Origin of the sequence: Streptomyces sp. NPDC050508, assembly GCF_040655155.1 — a bacterium.
Classification (GTDB): domain Bacteria; phylum Actinomycetota; class Actinomycetes; order Streptomycetales; family Streptomycetaceae; genus Streptomyces.
Window position 1 is genome coordinate 23,733 of the sequence record NZ_JBFAJJ010000010.1, and the last position, 15,183, is coordinate 38,915.

Sequence of the window (15,183 nt, forward strand, 5' to 3'; positions counted from 1 at the left end):
CGCGGCCGGATCAGCGCACGGCGCCCGTCCGCTGTTCGTCGGCGGACAGTGCCCAGGCGCCGTAGGCCGTGCCGGTCGTCTCGAAGGAGAGCGCCACGTGCGAGGCGGCGCTGTTCACGTCCCGCCAGAAGCGCTGTACGGGGTCGGACGAGGACTGTCCGGACGTGCCGCCGGCGCGGAAGACCCGGTCCACCGCCGAGACCAGCAGTTCCACCGCCAGTCCGAGGTCCCGGGCGCCCCGGACCGCCGCCTCGCCGTTCGGAGGGCACTGGGTGCCGTCGGCGACCGCCGCCGTACGCAGGATCAGGAGTTCGGCGGCGTCCACCTCGGCGGCCGAGCGGGCCAGCGCGACCTGTGTCGAGGGCTTCTCGCCCACGGCCTGTCCCCGGCGGTCGACGCGCGAGCCGGTCCGCGCGATCCAGGCCCGTAGTGCGCCCCGGGCGGCGCCGACCAGCGGAGCGGCGAACGGCAGACCGTTCACGGCGTGCATCGGGACGATGTGGCAGTGCGTGTCCGAAGCGGGCGCCCAGCCGGCATGGACCGCCGACCGTGCCCGGGTCCGGTGCTCGGGCACGAAGACGTCGGAGAGGAGCAGGGTGCCGCTGCCGGTCCCGCGCATCCCCACGGTGAACCAGCTGTCCACGATGGCGAAGTCGGCCTTCGGTACGGCGAAGAAGCTCACTTCGGGCCGCGCCCCGGGGTCCGCGGAGCCCTCGGCGGGGACGGGCGCGCAGGCGAGCGCCCAGTCGGCGAAGTGCACCCCGCTGATGTACTTCCACTCACCGCTCAGCCGCCAGCCGCCGGCCACGGGCTCCGCCTTGCCGGACGGCACGAGGGCGCTGGCCAGCAGTACGTCCGGTCCGTCCGCCCAGATCTCCGCCTGTGCCTCCTCGGGCAGGAACGCCGCGTTCCGCCCGCCGTAGGCGGCCAGCGAGGCCGCCCAGGCAGCCGACGTACAGCCCTCCCCCACCAGGCCGACCGCGGAGGTCAGTTCGGAGAAACCACCGGCTTCGCCGCCATGGGCCACCGGTACGAAGTGCCGCGCGAACCCGGCGTCCCGTACCCCCTCGACCACCGGCGGGGAGAGCCGCCGGGCGGTCTCCGCCTCCTCCGCGTACCGGGCCGCGATCTCGGCGACCATCGGCGCCCGGGTCACGATCGTCGACTTGCTGCCGTCCGGCATCCTGCCCACCACCTCCGTCGGGAACGGCGACAGTGTCCCGGGCGAGGTCCGCTCCCGGCCGGACCTCGGGCCGTGACCGGCCCACCGTCACCCGCCCGGCGCGGCAAAGGGGGCGCCAAGATCGCTCCGGGCGCCCCCTCCGTCGTACGACTGCTGCTTCTCCGCCAGATCCGTACCTCTAGATCCGTACCTCGACCGTGCGCGCCAGCCGGTCGTGGAGTCCCCGTCCGTCGCGGTCCCAGATCAGGGCCGGGATCGCGATGCACAGCAGGGCGGTACGGAACAGGGCGCGGAGGAAGTTGGGGCGGCCGGTGTCGAGGGCGGCCACGCGGAGGCCGAAAAGGCGCTTGCCCGGGGTGAATCCGATCGTGCCGACCGTGAGGACGCCGAGGACGAAGAAGACGAGCAGAGCCCAGTTGCCGGTCGCCCCCGGCTTGTAGCCGTGGGTGACCAGGCCGTATGCGATCAACAGGCACAGACCCCAGTCGACGGCGAGGGCGCCGAGGCGGCGGCCGGGGCGGGCGATCGAGCCGGGGCCCGTCTCCGGCAGGCCCAGCTGCTCGCCGCGGTAGCCGAAGTCGACACCTGCTTGTTCGGCGGCCGCCCGGGGCCCGGAGAGCCACGAGCCGATTGCATCCCTGTTGTCCACCCGACCACGGTACTGCCCGCGTTCTGGCATACGGACAGGAGGGGCCGGGCGACCCAAGACCGGTTAACTTGGGCGAAACAAATGGGTCACGCCTGAGAAATCCCCCGTCCCTAAGGTCGGGCACGGCGTGTGCCACCGCACTGGCCGCACGAACGAACTACCACCCCGGCACGGACGGTCGGGAGTAGGAGGAGCTGGATGTTCCAGAACGCCGACGAGGCCAAGAAGTTCATCGCGGACGAGGACGTCAAGTTCGTCGACGTCCGATTCTGCGACCTGCCGGGTGTGATGCAGCACTTCACGCTGCCGGCGACGGCCTTCGACCCGGACGAGGAACTCGCCTTCGACGGCTCCTCGATCCGCGGCTTCCAGGCCATCCACGAGTCCGACATGGCGCTCCGCGCCGACCTGTCGACCGCGCGCGTGGACCCCTTCCGCCGCGACAAGACGGTCAACATCAACTTCTTCATCCACGACCCGATCACGGGCGAGCAGTACTCCCGTGACCCGCGCAACGTGGCGAAGAAGGCGGAGGCGTACCTCGCCTCCACCGGTATCGCGGACACCGCGTACTTCGGTCCCGAGGCCGAGTTCTACGTCTTCGACAGCGTGCGCTTCGAGACCAAGGCGAACGAGTCCTTCTACCACATCGACTCCGAGGCGGGCGCCTGGAACACCGGTGCGGTCGAGGACAACCGCGGTTACAAGGTCCGCTACAAGGGCGGCTACTTCCCGACCCCGCCGGTCGACCACTTCGCCGACCTGCGTGCGGAGATCTCCCTGGAGCTGGCCGCGTCCGGCCTCCAGGTCGAGCGCCAGCACCACGAGGTGGGCACCGCCGGCCAGGCCGAGATCAACTACAAGTTCAACACGCTGCTCGCCGCGGCCGACGACCTCCAGCTCTTCAAGTACATCGTGAAGAACGTGGCCTGGCGCAACGGCAAGACCGCGACCTTCATGCCGAAGCCGATCTTCGGTGACAACGGCTCGGGCATGCACGTCCACTCGTCGCTGTGGGCGGGCGGCACCCCGCTCTTCTACGACGAGGCCGGCTACGCGGGTCTGTCGGACCTCGCCCGCTACTACATCGGCGGCATCCTCAAGCACGCTCCTTCCCTCCTCGCCTTCACCAACCCGACGGTGAACTCGTACCACCGCCTGGTCCCCGGCTTCGAGGCCCCGGTCAACCTGGTCTACTCGCAGCGCAACCGCTCCGCCGCGATGCGTATCCCGATCACGGGCTCCAACCCGAAGGCCAAGCGCGTCGAGTTCCGCGCGCCCGACTCCTCCGGCAACCCGTACCTCGCCTTCTCCGCGCTCCTCCTGGCGGGCCTGGACGGCATCAAGAACAAGATCGAGCCGGCCGAGCCGATCGACAAGGACCTCTACGAGCTGGCCCCCGAGGAGCACGCGGGCGTCGCCCAGGTCCCGACCTCCCTCCCGGCCGTCCTCGACCGCCTTGAGGCCGACCACGAGTTCCTGCTCGCGGGCGACGTCTTCACGCCCGACCTGATCGAGACGTGGATCGACTTCAAGCGCACGAACGAGATCGCACCGCTGCAGCTGCGTCCGCACCCGCACGAGTTCGAGCTGTACTTCGACGTGTGATCGAACCGTTCCTGGTGTCGTCCGGTGCCCCGCCTTTCTTCGGAGAGGCGGGGCACCGTCGTGCGGGGACTGTTTGTCAGGACGCTGTCAGGCCAACAGATCAGCGACGACCGCATTGATCTCCGCGGCTACGCCGTCCTCCGCGAGCGCCTTGCGAATCCATCGGCGCTGGGCCTCGAATCGCACGGGTGGCAGCTCGACACCGGCCGCCACGTGTTCCGCTCGTTCTGCGTGGGAGACCAGTGTGCGGTGGGCCGCGATGTCTCCGTTGTAGAGCGGGATGGGCAACCGGAACACGTACTTGTCGAAATCACGAGGGTTGTGTTCCCCACGGCCCTGTAGTGGGCGGACCGCTGCGGTGAGGAAGTCCGAGTTCAGGACCGCGGTGAGGAAGCGGGCTTCGTCGAGGTTCTCTGCCGGTCCCCAGTAGAGTTTGTGCTCAATCACTGCGACGGGGTCGGACACGACAACGGCCGCCATATACATACCGCTGGCGCTGTAGACGACCCGGTAGTGGGTCGCTCCCAACTGTCGGACCAGTTTGCGCCGGTAGTCGAGCTGCTCCACGAGACTGAGTCGGTCGCTGGAACGGTGCTGCTCCCAGACCGTCTCCGCCTGCCGCCACCATTCGGAGAGCCCCGGGTATCGATCCAGCTCCGCGATGCTCCCGTGCAATAGCTGACGACCATCCCAGGGAATCACAGCTTGGCGAGGCTCCAGGCAGCGGAAGGGCAGGATCGACTCACCGAGGTACAGAGACCTGATGAACCGCCTCTCAACCGCTCCACGCAGCGAGGGGACATTGCACCACCTCTTGTTCTCCCGAGCGGAGCGACGGCTGTGCACCATCTGCCGTCCGGCGCCCGAACCGAGAGGCCCGGGATTCTCGGGCTCCACGACGAAGAGAAGGCGTGGTACCACCGTCGCTCCCTGGGAGAAGCGGTCCGCGTAGAGAGATTTCCCGCGAGGAACGCCCTCCTCGGCAACCAGCCTCGTGATGTTCGCGGCCGCCTCCGCCCGTGAGGCTGTGGCGGTGGAGAACCTCCCGGACCACACTTCCGGCGGCTCGGCAAGGGGCTTCGGGCTGCCGTCGAATTTCTCACGGCGACCGAAGACGACACAGGCGGGGACGGGGAAAAACGTGGGCTTGATCCCGGCCAGGTCCCACGGGCGGTCGAAGGAGACTGCACAGTGTTCGGACGGGACGTCGTAGTGCCCGGATCGGAAACCCTCGTACTGCTGTCGCGACAACGTCGCCAAGGGCATGACGTAACCGAATCGGCCGCCGGGGCGAAGATAGAGCTCGACGCATCGCGCGACGAACAACGCGGACAGATCAACGTTTGTGGTGAGTGGACCGCCTGCCCAGATGTTCCTGGCCCGGCTCATCGCGCGGAACGACACCTGTTGCGGCTTGGTCATGTAGCGGTAGGCCAGCCAGGGCGGATTGCCGACGAGTACGTCGATGCGGTTGTCCTCTCGGGTGAGCCACACCGGTCGTGCCAGGTTGCGGACGTAGTAACCCCAGATGTGGTCCCTGTCCTCGTCGTGGAGCCTGCACATGGTGGCGAACGTCCGCTCGACGACTGGGCGGTCGTCCGGGTGGATCCCGAACCGCTGGAAGACCCCATCGAGAGGCCTGGGGGCGGAACCTCGGTCACGTTTCGTCGCTCGTTCGGCGAGCTCGTTGATCAACTGGTTGAAGATCTGGGCGTCTTGGAGGACGCGTTCGGGGAACGTCAGATCGTCCTCGTCGGCGGATTCCCCGGCGGCTTCAGGCTGAACGACGTACATGTCGCGTCGGCCGGAAGTCGGAATGCTCAGTCCTCCGGCGGAGAACAGCGTCGACTCCTGCCCCCAGCGCAGAGAGTCGCTGAGGTATACGGGCACAGACAGCGCCGGGCGGTCGGTGGCCTGCAGTCGGCTGCGCCCGATGGCCAGAAGGTATGTGACACGGGCGAGCGTGACGGCGACCGGCTGAACGTCGATACCGATCACGTGTGACATAAGACCGCTGATGGCTCGGGCGCTGGGCACGTCTGCCGTCTCCGCCGCCGACAGGTAGTGGCGAACCGCGTGGAACAGGAAGGTGCCGCTGCCACAACTGGGGTCGAGCACGCGTTGGTCGAGCGGATCGGTCACGCACGCGGCGATGATCTCTTCAGCCAGCCAGTCCGGCGTGTAGTACTCGCCGAGCCGATGGCGGGTGGACGTGCTGATGATGGACTCGTAGAGCACCTTCATGACGTCGAAGTCAACGTATTCCCAGGCGAACCGGGTCAGCCGCCGCGCCAGACCTTTGACAAAGCGTTCGCCCTCCGGTGCATCGGCCATCCAGTCGAAGAAATCAGCTTCGATCACTCCGTCGATCTGGCTCTCCGAGAACAGCTTGCCCGACATAATGGCGGCGGCAACCCTCTGCTCTTCGGGACGGAAGCCCATGACGGCGTGCCCAATCACCTTGGCCATGGTGACGAGCAGTGTGTGATTGAGGAACAGGTCGTCCTCGTCGCTGAAGTTGGTGCCCATTGCCGTGGTCAGCAGCCGAGCCCAGAGTCCTCGTTTCATCCGCACGGACGGCAGGTCGCGGTACTTCTCGTAAATCGCCGTCAGTTCAGCCGCATCGACGGCGTGGGCGGGGCTGTCCGCTCCGAGTTTTCCCTCGATCTCCTCGCGGGTCGGCCTGATCTTCTTCCGGGTCGCGAGCACGGATTCGAGCCACCGCAGCAGCCCTTCGACGTCTGGGGCGGATAGCGCGACCGTACGGCAGGCCACTTGGCGCGCTCGGCCCTCGGCTCGGTGCAGGAGTCGCCATTCGGCGCCATCGGTGAGGATTCCCACGTAGGGGACGCCCGCTGCCGAGCTGTGTTCGCTGAGGTAGGCGCCCAGTTCACGTTCTGCGGCGTTGGCCACGCCAGCCACGCGAAGGTCCGCGCGGACCTCGACGACGGTGGAGCCGGCCTCGATGTCGATGCGACGCCGGTCCTCGTCCAGCCCGTCGATTCCAACGCCCAGGTCGTACTCGTCCAACCCCAGCTCACCGTTGAGCAACAGCTGACGCACATCGGCCTGAACGGTGGCCTCAAACCGTCGCCGGTTCCGGTCCGCAAGACGGCGCACGAGTCCGTCCACCCCCGTGCCCCGGGGCGGGAACACCGGCAACGGGCCGATCGGTGGAGTGAGCTCGCCGGGTTGGCCAGTCAGTTGGCGCAGCAGTAACTCGGCCCCACCGAGCGTGTAGTCGGAGACGAAATATCGGGAAAAGGACTTCGGCCCCATCCACCGAGGAATGTCATGCTCAGAGCACCCGGGCAGCACGACAGGCAGGATTCGCTTCGACTCCTTCTGCTGATCCGCGTAGAGGAACTCCCGGAAGAGCATGGCCTCCCACTGGACGCCACGGCCTTCGTCACTCCGTGACTCGCCATCCGCCCGCTGCCGGTACTGAGGCGACGCGATCATCAGCACGAACCGTGCTGCGCGTACCTGTCGCAGCATCCACAGCGGCCAGTCCTGGCGCTGTTCGGCCGCGTCGAGATCGCACCGTGCGTCAATGCCCTGGCTCCGCAGGAAGATCCAGAGCCTGCGTACCCGTTCCCTGTGCTCGTCGTCATCGTGCGCGTAGGAGATGAAAACCCGAACGAGCGGCGAAACCGCGGATTCCCCCTGCAGCGACACACGTCCTCCCCCGTCGAAGACGAACGCACCCACCCCTGTGCAGACGATCCATCCGAATGGGGCGGATACCGGGCGTCAATGTCCGGACCAGGGGCGACGCACATGGGTGCGTCCACACACCGTGTGAGGGAACGGACACGCCCGGAGTGCATGCCTCCTCATTGCGGGCGCCTGACGATCCGGTCCACCGGACCGTGCGGCCCCGTGGCCAGTGCGGCACGCAGCAGGGATATGAACTCCCGCTGCGCACCTCGTATGTGCCACGCCGAGGCATGAATGACGTGGAGCCCGGTCCCCTCCAGACGATGACGACGGTGGGCGGCCTGCGCGTCGTCGATCTCCAACACCACGCCGTGCCGCGGCCAATAGGCATCCGGTGTGCCCAGCCCGACTCCGTCCAGCAACAAGGCTTCGTGCCACAGGGGTTGCGGCAGCCCGGCTCCTTCCATGAGTGACCGGACTGCGGCCTCCGTCCCGGATCGCACCCCGGCACCGACCTCCTGGAGGACAGTCGCGACGTCCGGCCGTCGTGTCAGCCGGGCAGCCCTCAGCTCACGCTCCAGCTCGTCCGGTCGTACGGCCTGCTCCCGCAGAGCCGCGTGGACCAGAGCGCGGACGCGATGCACGTCCGCGGTCACGCGAATCACGTCGGTCAGCGTCCGAGCGACAGGAGCCAGGGGCAGTTCGGTGACCGTGCCGACAGATGGCACACTATCCGCCGGCATACGGCGGGTACGCGAGATGCGCACCCACCGGTACGAGCGCACTGAGCAGTGGTGTGGCACCAGAACGTCGATGACGCCAAGGTCCGCCGGATGCGGTGCCGCCCGAACCACTCCGTGCAGGGCCAGTGCGGCCTCGCCGCTCAGCACAGCCTCGTGTGGCGGCAGGCTTCCGTGGCGAAGGGCACGGGCCGCGGCGTAGCACAGCGCCGCCCAGCACCGCTGCTCGGCGGAGAGTGGCCCAGAGTGCAACACGACCACCTTCGGCAGGGGCTGCTGCCACGGCCCACCAGTCCGGCACCTCACAGAGATGGTGTTGTGCGGCACGCCGATGGCATGTAATTGGCCGCGTGCCACGACCTGGCACTGTGCGTCGGAAAGAGCGCCGAGGGCTTCCTGGTACAGGCGTGAAGTCATGCCGGAGAACATCCCCAACAGCGCTGGGGCGCCAGGCACCCTCCGCCCACCGGCCCGAAGTGTTCTGTCTCCTCCGCTATCCGTTTCACAGAGCCGGCACGGACGAGAGATCATTCCTACGGACCGACACGGTTGTTCGAGAGGAGTAAACGGGGATGGGACAACAGGACGACGAGGAGCGGGAGTTCGACCTCAAGTGGGCCGACGGGGCCGCGCACAAGGAGCCGTCCGCGCGGGCCCGGATGCTCGCGGCCCGCTGGAAGGAGAACCCTCCGGGGCCGGTGCCGTTCCGGGGTGAGGCCGAGGGGGTGGGGCCGCGGCGGTCGTCCTGGATATCGGCGGTGATCGTGTTGGGGGGTGTCGCCGCGGTGATCCTGCTGCTGGGGTGGGCCGACTTCCGGGCGCCCTTTTAGGCGAGCGGACGACCGTACCCGGATTCACAGGGACCTTTTGCTCCGCCTAGGGCCGTTCGGGACCACTTCATGGGAAGGCGTGGGTGCACACTGGGCGGTGGGACGAGTGCCTGACTGCGGGGTGATGGCAGATGCAGAGCCGCTTCCGGAGCGACCGGCGGTTGACCGTACGTATGGGTCTGACGCTGTTCCTGCTCGGGCTGTTGTACGTGGCGTTCGTGGCCGCGTTGATCGTGTTGCTGAAGTCCTGGGTGCTGGTCGTGGTGATCGCCGGTGGGCTGCTCGTCGCGCAGTACTGGTTCTCCGACCGGATCGCGCTGTACGCGATGCACGGGCGGATCGTGGAGCGGGAGGAGTATCCCGAGCTGCACGGTGTGATCGACCGGCTGTGTGCCGTGGCCGACATGCCGAAGCCGGTCGTCGCCGTGTCCGACATGGATATGCCGAACGCGTTCGCCACCGGGCGGAACGCCGACAACGCCGTCATCTGTGTGACCACCGGACTGCTACGGCGGCTGGAGCCGGCCGAGCTGGAGGGTGTGCTCGCGCACGAGCTGTCGCACGTGGCGCACAAGGACGTGGCCGTGATCACGGTGGCTTCGTTCCTCGGGGTGCTCGCCGGGCTGATGGTCCGGTTCGCGTTCTACTCGCAGATCTTCCGGGGGCGGAAGGACCAGAACACGCTGGCCGTCTTCGCGGGGATCATGGGGATCTCGGCGGCCGTGTACGCGATCAGCTTCCTGTTGATCAGGGCGCTGTCGCGGTACCGGGAGCTGGCGGCGGACCGGGCGGCGGCACTGCTCACCGGGAAGCCCTCGGCGCTGGCCTCCGCGCTCACCAAGGTCGACGGTGACATCGCCCGGATCCCGACCAAGGACCTGCGGACCGCGCAGGCCTTCAACGCCTTCTACTTCACACCGGCCACCGGCGCCGAACCCGGTATCTCCAAGTACTTCTCGACCCACCCGAGCCTGGAGCAGCGGCTCGACCAACTGGGGCGGATCTCCGCCGAGTTGGGTGAGGCGGCGCGGCCCGGGAAGGCGGACTGAGGATGGGGTTGCTGGACATCCTGCTCGGCCGTACGAAACCGGTCGCCCCCGATCTCGACCAGCTGTTCGCGCTGCCCTCGGCGGCCGTCACGCTGGAGGCGGCGGCCGGGTTCAAGGCGACCGGGCGCGGTGCGGTGTGCTTCGCCACGGTGGAGGGCGGGGCGTTCGAGCAGACGCACCGGGAGGTCCAGGCGCTCCTGGACGCGGACGCGGAGCGGACCGGGCCGCCGGTGGAGTTGACCCAGGACAAGTACGGCTACTCGTGGCTGGTCTCGCGCCGGGCACCCGATCAGTTGTCGGCGCTGGTCAACGACCTGCACGCGGTGAACAGCGCGATGGAGGTCAACGGTTTCGGGCCCCAACTCCTGTGCTCGCTGGCCGGGTTCGAGGATGACGGCGGGCGGCGGCTGGCGCTCGTCTATCTGTACAAGCGCGGCACGTTCTTCCCGTTCGCGCCGCTGGCCGGTGACGGGCAGCGGCGCGACAGCTCACTGGAACTGCAGGTCAAGGCGATGCTCGGCAACGACCTGCGGATCGAGCAGGATCTGAGCCGGTGGTTCCCGGTGTGGGGCGCCCCCGGGTTGTGACGGGCGCCCCGGCTCCGGTGACTCACTCACCTCACTCGTCGAACTCGTCTCACTTGCTCTTCTCGCTTCACTTGCTCTTCTCGCGCGCCTGCCGGCGGGACTCCAGAGGGCGCTCGCGCTGGTAGCGGCGCTCCCACTTGGCCTGCTTGTCACGGCGGTCGCGGTACGCGCGGTAGCTCGACGGTACGGATCCCGAGGAGGAACCTCCGGCCGACGAGGCTCCGCCGCCCGACGAGGACGACGTGGACGACGTGGAGTCCCTGCCGTACTGCAGGTAGAGGAAGAGCACGGCGACGGCGGCGAGCCACCAGACGTGGTTTCCGAATCCTAGGACGACCAGGACGACGGTCCCGGAAATGACGATGGTGCCCATGACGGGCCTCCGTGGGCGTGGATGTGGTGTCTGAGCGGTACGAACTCTGTTCCGACAGGGCGCTGGGGGTGGGCGGCCGTCCGTCGGTGGTTGGGTGCGATAGAGACTAGCGCCGACTCCGCAGGGTGACGCCTCTCCTGCGAGAAGCGGTGGTGACCTGCTCCGCAATGCGTCTCCAGCGTAGGGAGTCGGTCACTCGGTGTGCATCTTCTTTTCTCCGGGTGCGTAAGTGGCATGAGCGAATGGGGAGATGAGCGTGGGTGCCGTGTGGGGATCAGATGCCCGGTGAGGCCGTGACCACGCCCGCCGCGACGGCCGCGCCCAGGGTCGCGTGGTCGGTGGTGGTCTGGGTGGCGTAGGACAGGGCGAAGTCCGCTACGGCACGTTCGAAGGTGTCGTTGCCGCCCAGGTACGCGGCGATGGCGATGCGGTCGCCGGAGCGGGCGTGGGCGCGGGCCAGGGCGGTGCCGCAGAGGCGGGCGTAGGCCGTGAGGGCCTCGGGGCTCATGCCGGCGACGTCCGCGGAGCCCTTCATGTCGCGGAGCTGGCGCCAGTAGAAGGCTCGGCCCTGCGGTCCCGTCATCCAGCCGAGGAAGATGTCGCTGGCCGCCTGGAGCAGGCGCTGGCCCGCTACGACACGGTGGCCGGGGTGGACGTACGGTCCGTTCGGCAGATGCTCCTCCAGTACGGATTTCCGCGCCTCCTTGATCTGCAGGAACAGCGGGTCGTCCTGGTCGCGCCCGGCGAGCAGCACGATGAAGCAGCGGGTGCCGACACTGCCGACGCCGACGACCTTGCGGGCCGCGTCGACGAAGCGGTAGCGGTCCAGGAGCAGGCGGCGCTCCTCGGAGAGGGTGGAGCGGTAGTCGCTGAAGATCTTGCGTACGGCGGCCATGTCCGAGGCGCCGGCCGGTTCCAGGAGGGGCGGGTCCTGGACGATACGGCGGCGGCCGTCGACGGTCTCGGTGAGCTTGCCCACGGCGTGCAGGCTGGTGCGGCGGCGGGCGCGGGTGAGGCTGGACTCGACCCGGCGGCGGTGGCGGGCGGAGCGGACCAGGGGCAGCAGGCTGTCGGCGTCGATCCGGTCGTACCAGACGGCGAGTTCGCCCTTGCGGGCCAGATCGCGGAGGGCCGTACGGTACGCGGCGGTCGCCTCCAGCGCGGCGCGGTGGGCCTTCGTGTCGCCGTGGCCGTTCTCACGGGCGGCGACGGCCACGCTGGCGGCGAGACGTTTGACGTCCCACTCGAAGGGGCCCGGGAACGTCTCGTCGAAGTCGTTGAGGTCGAAGAGCAGGGCGCGTTCCGGGGAGGCGTACAGGCCGAAGTTGAGGAGGTGCGCGTCGCCGCACAGCTGCACCGTGAGCCCGGTGTGCGGCTGGGAGGCGAGGTCGGCGGCCATGACGGCGGCCGAGCCGCGCAGGAAGGCGAAGGGGGAGGCTGACATGCGGCCGTAGCGGATCGGGAGGAGTTCCGGGAGGCGGTCGCGGCCCTGGCGTTCCAGTACGGCGATCGGGTCCGGGCGGTCCACGGAGGGGACCCAGCCGGCGTGTGCGGAACGGGCGACGCGTTTGCGCGCCGCGCGGCCTCGGGTGGCTCGGTCGGCCGGTGTGGTCATGTGCCGTGTCTTTGCATGCCTCCGCCTCCTTGCTACGCAGTGAAACCGGGAGGTGCGGTGAGCGCATGTCATGGGGGGCGATCGGGTGAACCGGGCGCCCTCGAACACAGGGCGCCCGGCACCGTGGCTCAGCAGCTCAGCGCGAGTACCGCATCAGTGCTCGCACCATGTGACACGTCGTGTCCGACGGCGCGTGGACGCCGATCAGCTCGGCGGTGCTGCGGATCGTCTCGTTGCGGGCCTGGTTCGGGACGTACACGCCCGAGTCGAGCAGGGCGATGGCCAACCGCATCGCCTTGAGGCGGCGGTTGTGCGTGACGTACCAGTCCCGCGGGCGTCCGGGCGGCAGCGGGCGCTTCTCCACGGGCACGTAGGGCAGGTCGAGTTGGACGGAGCGCTTCGCGGTGGACTGGGTCGGCAACGGCTTCGGCTTCAGTGCGGCAGCGGGCACGGACATCCTCCTGTCGCGGTCAGGGTGCCGTCCGGACCGCCCGGCGACACCCTCGAACACTGCTTCTATTCTACTGCCCGCCACTGACAAAAGCCCCTGGCCACAAGGGCTGCCGGGGGTGCTGTGACGCAGGTGGAAGATGAGTTCTCGCGTACCGTGAACGCCATGGAGATCTGGATCAACCCGGCCTGTTCCAAGTGCCGAAGTGCCGTGAGTCTGCTCGACGCCGAGGGGGCGGAGTACACCGTCCGCCGCTATCTGGAGGACGTGCCGAGCGAGGGCGAGATCAGGAACGTACTGGAGCGGCTCGGGCTCGAACCGTGGGACATCACGCGCACGCAGGAGGCCGTGGCGAAGGAGCTGGGGCTCAAGGAGTGGGCGCGGGACGCGAGTTCGCGGGAGCGGTGGGTGAAGGCGCTCGCCGAGCATCCGAAGCTGATCCAGCGGCCGATCATCACGGCGGACGACGGTACGGCGGTGGTCGCGCGCAGTGACGAGGCCGTACGGGATGCGATGTCCCGGTAGCCGGGCCGGAGTTCGGGTTCGGGCCCTCGTAGGTCAAGTGGCCGATGCCCGTTCGTGTCGGGGTGATAGAGGGTTGCTGGACATCGCGCGTCGTACTGAGCGGAGAGTCCATCACGATGATCGACCGTCGCAGTGTTCTCAGGACATCCGGCGCCCTGGCCGCCGGCGGCCTCGTGCCCGTCGTCGCTCCGGGCCGGGGGCGGAATGGATCCGGCGGTGCGTCCCAACTCCGGCCCGGTGAACGGTATGTCGACGTTCCCGGCGGTCGGGTCTGGGTGAACGTCGTCGGCAGTGGGCGGCGGCCGGCGCTGCTGGTGCTGCACGGCGGGCCGGGTGCGGGCCATGACTATCTTGAGTCCCTCGGTGATCTGGCCGACGACCGGCCGGTCGTGTTCTACGACCAACTCGGCTGCGGGCGTTCGGAGAAGCCCGACGATCCCGCGCTGTGGGTGGTCGACCGGTTCGTCGCCGAGCTGGAGGCGGTCAGGCGCGCGCTCGGGCTACGCCGGTACCACCTGTACGGGCACTCGTGGGGCGGCTGGCTCGCCATCGAGTACCTGTTGCGGCAGCCGCGTGAGGTGAGCGCCGTCGTGCTGGCCAGTACGTCCGCGAGCGCGCCTCAATTCGTCGCCGGTACACGGCAGTTGCGCACCCTGCTGCCGGCCGACGTGCAGCGCGTCCTCGACGAGTACGAGGCGAAGGGCGACTACACCGCGCCCGAGTATCTCGACGCGGTGAACGTCTTCTACGCGAACTTCTTCTGCCGTCTGGACCCGTACCCCGAGGCCCTGTTGCGCAGTGCCGCCAACGTCGACGGCAACCAGGTGTACGCCACGATGAACGGGCCGAACGAGTTCGTGATGACCGGCAACCTCGCTTCCTGGGACCGGACTTCGAAGCTGCGCCGGATCAGGAGGCCCGTCCTGCTGACGCGGGGGCGCTACGACGAGTTCGCCGTGGACTGCACGGACACGCTGGAGGAGCGGCTCCCCTTCACCGAGCGGGTCGAGTTCCCGCACAGCGCGCACATGGCGATGTGGGAGGACCGGGAGGCGTACATGCGCACTCTGGCGTCGTTCCTGTCCGACTGGGACCGGGCGGCGGCGCACTGAACCCCAACACCCTTGTGACGCACGTCACTTATGTGACTCCTGTGTCCGCTGAGTTACATCGTTCGGCATCCCGTACATAGCGGCGTACGGTCCCCTACCCCACAGGAGACGCGCATGTCGCGCAGGAGAACTGTCAGCACGAAGAAGAAGCTGGCGCTGCTGGTCACCGCCGCGGCGGTCGCGGGTGGCGGGGCCTTCGCCCTGGCCACCACGTCGAACGCGTCGCAGTCGACGGCACAGAACGCCAAGACGCTGTCCGCCGCGAACTCGACGGTCTGCCAGGGGCTCAGCACCGCCCTCGGCAACAACCAGAAGTTCATCGACGGCCAACGCGCCGCGCCCGACGCCCAGTCGGCGGCGCGGATCGCCAACCGCGAAGCGGTCATCGCGCAGATCAAGGTGCAGCAGAAGGCGTCCGGTTGTGCGGTTGGGGAGTCGGCTCAGGGCTCCCAGACCACGCAGCCGGCGCAGTCGGCACCCGCGGGTGCGGGTACGGCGACCAAGACCGCGACCCCTCCCGCGAGCAACGCCGGCGGCGGAGCCGCTGCCGTCGGCAGCCAGGTGTGCAACGGCTCGACCGTCACGCTCTCCGGCGAGGCCGGTGCGCCCGCCGCGTCCAGCAACCAGTTCCCGGCCGGTACGACGCTGAAGGTCACCAACCTGGACAACAACAAGTCCACGACGGTGAAGGTCACTTCGGTCTCCGGCAGCTGTGTCCTGCTGAACAACGCGGCCTTCGAACAGGTCCGTGAGCCCGGCAAGTTCCTGATCCGCCGTGCTCTGATCCAGAAGGTGGGGTGA

At 68.5% G+C, this 15,183-nt stretch carries 14 protein-coding genes; 7 read left to right on the forward strand and 7 right to left on the reverse strand.

Translation table 11 applies throughout. The features are described from left to right. Positions 1–10: 10 nt before the first annotated feature. Both AB0I69_RS27345 and AB0I69_RS27350 read right to left on the reverse strand, forming a co-directional pair. A complete protein-coding gene (locus AB0I69_RS27345; RefSeq protein WP_363098343.1) occupies positions 11–1,183 on the reverse strand; it encodes an acyl-CoA dehydrogenase family protein in 1,173 nt (390 codons plus the stop codon). Between the two features lie 178 nt (positions 1,184–1,361). Continuing rightward, positions 1,362–1,832, reverse strand: a complete 471-nt coding sequence (locus AB0I69_RS27350) for an RDD family protein (RefSeq protein ID WP_363098344.1) — start codon at positions 1,830–1,832, stop codon at positions 1,362–1,364. A 198-nt stretch (positions 1,833–2,030) separates the two neighbouring features. Here AB0I69_RS27350 and glnA point away from each other — a divergent pair, with 198 nt between their 5' ends. Continuing rightward, positions 2,031–3,440: a type I glutamate--ammonia ligase gene (glnA, locus tag AB0I69_RS27355; RefSeq protein WP_019064482.1), complete on the forward strand. Its 1,410-nt coding sequence runs from the start codon at positions 2,031–2,033 to the stop codon at positions 3,438–3,440. Positions 3,441–3,527: 87 nt separating this feature from the next. Here the strand turns inward: glnA and AB0I69_RS27360 are convergent, their stop codons facing one another. Together AB0I69_RS27360 and AB0I69_RS27365 are read right to left on the reverse strand one after the other, a co-directional pair. After that, positions 3,528–7,118, reverse strand: a complete 3,591-nt coding sequence (locus AB0I69_RS27360) for an N-6 DNA methylase (protein ID WP_363098345.1) — start codon at positions 7,116–7,118, stop codon at positions 3,528–3,530. Positions 7,119–7,276: 158 nt separating this feature from the next. Next, on the reverse strand, positions 7,277–7,765 hold the full coding sequence (locus AB0I69_RS27365; protein ID WP_363098346.1) for a hypothetical protein: 489 nt from the start codon (positions 7,763–7,765) through the stop codon (positions 7,277–7,279). A 647-nt stretch (positions 7,766–8,412) separates the two neighbouring features. Between AB0I69_RS27365 and AB0I69_RS27370 the strand changes: the two genes are divergently transcribed. The 3 genes from AB0I69_RS27370 (at position 8,413) to AB0I69_RS27380 (ending at position 10,306) form a co-directional block, all read left to right on the forward strand. Further along, positions 8,413–8,670 carry a hypothetical protein gene (locus AB0I69_RS27370; RefSeq protein WP_363098347.1) on the forward strand — a complete coding sequence of 86 codons (258 nt, stop codon included), beginning with the start codon at positions 8,413–8,415 and terminating at the stop codon, positions 8,668–8,670. A gap of 131 nt (positions 8,671–8,801) precedes the next feature. Beyond that, a complete protein-coding gene (gene htpX, locus AB0I69_RS27375) occupies positions 8,802–9,719 on the forward strand; it encodes a zinc metalloprotease HtpX (RefSeq protein WP_363098348.1) in 918 nt (305 codons plus the stop codon). Positions 9,720–9,721: 2 nt separating this feature from the next. Then, a complete protein-coding gene (locus tag AB0I69_RS27380) occupies positions 9,722–10,306 on the forward strand; it encodes a hypothetical protein (protein ID WP_363098349.1) in 585 nt (194 codons plus the stop codon). Positions 10,307–10,373: 67 nt separating this feature from the next. Here the strand turns inward: AB0I69_RS27380 and AB0I69_RS27385 are convergent, their stop codons facing one another. The 3 genes from AB0I69_RS27385 to AB0I69_RS27395 form a co-directional block, all read right to left on the reverse strand. Continuing rightward, complete coding sequence (locus tag AB0I69_RS27385) at positions 10,374–10,679, reverse strand: hypothetical protein (RefSeq protein ID WP_363098350.1); 306 nt, start codon at positions 10,677–10,679, stop codon at positions 10,374–10,376. 274 nt (positions 10,680–10,953) lie between these two features. Next, the gene (locus tag AB0I69_RS27390; protein WP_363098351.1) at positions 10,954–12,294 is read right to left on the reverse strand and encodes a DUF2252 domain-containing protein; all 1,341 of its coding nucleotides are present in this window, start codon (positions 12,292–12,294) and stop codon (positions 10,954–10,956) included. 136 nt (positions 12,295–12,430) lie between these two features. Further along, entirely contained in the window at positions 12,431–12,745 is a 315-nt protein-coding gene (locus AB0I69_RS27395; protein ID WP_033284269.1) for a hypothetical protein, read from the reverse strand. A gap of 165 nt (positions 12,746–12,910) precedes the next feature. Between AB0I69_RS27395 and AB0I69_RS27400 the strand changes: the two genes are divergently transcribed. The 3 genes from AB0I69_RS27400 (at position 12,911) to AB0I69_RS27410 (ending at position 15,183) form a co-directional block, all read left to right on the forward strand. Continuing rightward, a complete protein-coding gene (locus AB0I69_RS27400) occupies positions 12,911–13,270 on the forward strand; it encodes an arsenate reductase family protein (RefSeq protein ID WP_363098352.1) in 360 nt (119 codons plus the stop codon). A gap of 116 nt (positions 13,271–13,386) precedes the next feature. Next, the gene (locus AB0I69_RS27405; RefSeq protein WP_363098353.1) at positions 13,387–14,382 is read left to right on the forward strand and encodes a proline iminopeptidase-family hydrolase; all 996 of its coding nucleotides are present in this window, start codon (positions 13,387–13,389) and stop codon (positions 14,380–14,382) included. 114 nt (positions 14,383–14,496) lie between these two features. Then, positions 14,497–15,183, forward strand: a complete 687-nt coding sequence (locus AB0I69_RS27410) for a hypothetical protein (protein ID WP_363098354.1) — start codon at positions 14,497–14,499, stop codon at positions 15,181–15,183.